This window comes from Acetobacterium wieringae (assembly GCF_026646375.1).
GTDB lineage: Bacteria > Bacillota > Clostridia > Eubacteriales > Eubacteriaceae > Acetobacterium > Acetobacterium wieringae_A.
In genome coordinates, this window is record NZ_JAIPPU010000046.1 from 1 (window position 1) to 1830 (window position 1830).

Annotated in this window: 2 protein-coding genes; one reads left to right on the plus strand and one right to left on the minus strand. The window is 44.2% G+C overall.

The window, feature by feature from the left end:
- Nucleotides 1-485 (plus strand): methyl-accepting chemotaxis protein (locus Q7P33_RS17835; RefSeq protein ID WP_303872088.1); only part of this gene is annotated, 485 nt, incomplete at its 5' end.
- A 91-nt stretch (nucleotides 486-576) separates the two neighbouring features.
- Here the strand turns inward: Q7P33_RS17835 and Q7P33_RS17840 are convergent.
- Nucleotides 577-1671 carry a hypothetical protein gene (locus Q7P33_RS17840; protein ID WP_303872089.1) on the minus strand — a complete coding sequence of 365 codons (1095 nt, stop codon included), beginning with the start codon at nucleotides 1669-1671 and terminating at the stop codon, nucleotides 577-579.
- Between the last annotated feature and the right edge of the window lie 159 nt (nucleotides 1672-1830).

Genomic DNA, 1830 nt, shown 5'->3' on the forward strand with positions numbered 1-1830 from the left:
CCTCCAACGAAATCGGTAAAATCATAAAAACCATCGAAGATATCGCCTACCAGACCAATATCTTGGCTTTAAATGCAGCCGTTGAAGCCGCCCGTGCCGGAGAAGCAGGAAAAGGCTTTGCCGTCGTCGCCGACGAAGTGCGCAATCTTGCATCAAAAAGCGCGGAGGCCTCAAGGAACACCGCTTTCCTCATAGAAAGCTCTGCTCAATCGGTACAGATGGGAACGGGAATCGCCGGTGAAACAGCGGATTCTCTGGAACGAATCGCAGCTTCTTCCGAAAAGATGGCTTCCCTGATATATGATATCGCCGCGGCGTCCCAGGAACAGTCAAGCTCCATAGCCCAGGTGGCCCTGGGAATCGACCAAATATCCGGCGTTGTGCAGACCAATTCTGCCACTGCAGAAGAGAGCGCAGCCACAAGCGAAGAGCTCTCCAGTCAGGCCCAGATTTTAAATGGCCTGATGGATCAGTTCCAGTTTTAATTGATACAAAACTAAACCGCTTCATAACGAATGATTAATGGCAAGTTAATGATCATCATTCATTATGAAGCGGTATTTTTTATCCAGATATTCACTCTACCAGCTCAAGGGCCAGTCCTTCATCAGAATGAATGATCCTATAAATTCCTTCCTGTCCGGAAACGTCAAAATATTTTTTCAGCAGGTGTTTTGCCTCCCCATCGCTTTCAACTAAAACGAGATAATCATAGCTGCTTAACAGATTGATCAGATTATCCTCATAAAACGCACAAATTCCGTCTACATTGGAGGCATAAAGCATGTATTTCCCAATGTACTGCAGATAATAATTTGTCACCTGGCTGTCCACATCCGATGCATAGAATAAATACCTGCTTTCATCCACTTTGCCGCCGGAATACCAGCGGTCTCCAGTCACTTGATATACCTTGTAAGGCAGGGTCGTTTGATAGGAACGCCGGATAGTCTGCATGCCATTATATTCTGACATCAAAAGGGTTATGGCTAACGCCATAAATACTATGACACCCTTTTGATACCGGACCTTGCTTTCCACAGTTTTAAACGCCTGGTAAGCCGGCAGCTCACCGGTTTTATAATAAAACGAATTTTCAATATCAACGGTTGCGCACAGCACCAGCCCCCCGGCAAATAAAACCACGATACTTGATGCGTAACGTTCAAACCCTGCCAATCGGAGGGCTTCGTCTAGAGGCATGGAGAAAATGTAAAGCCCAAGTATACCAAGATAATAGCCGATAAGAACAATATCTAATGCAATCAGAGCCTTCCATAGATTCCAGCTTTTCTTTAATAGGAAGGCCGCAAATACACTGGCTATTATGGCAGCCACATGAAAGCCCAGAATTCCCATAGCAGGACGGCTTGTGATATCAAAGACTGATTTAACAAACAGCTCAAGGATCTGATGTACCTCTTCCGGACTTTTTCCGACGGATACGCTTCGGATGCTGCTTGCGGAAACTTCAAATTTGTTTTCAACTCCCTGGAATTTTACTGCCATATGGATGTTCCATAACAGATATGGAAGGAAAGCAGCTCCAATAGATAAAATCACAACCTGTCCGTTCTTCCAAAAAGGTTTCTTCCTGTTCTTTAGCCAGACATAGATCAGAAAAAGAAATCCAATTCCCGCAAATATGGTTCCGGTACTTTTTATTATCATTAAGAGCCCTGCTACGGGTATGATGCTGACACAGGCCTTTTCTATTTCCCGTTGATATCTGTATATCATTACAAATAACACAAGAGTATAAATAGGAAGGAGAAAATCAACCAGCAGATTGGTGATCCGTATGGTAATGTTAAATATGGACAGCAGCTG

What these genes read in the sequence shown, in the direction of transcription:
- Q7P33_RS17840 (WP_303872089.1), bottom strand. Translation starts at nt 1,671, where the DNA reads ATGATAATAAAAAGTACCGGAACCATATTTGCGGGAATTGGATTTCTT.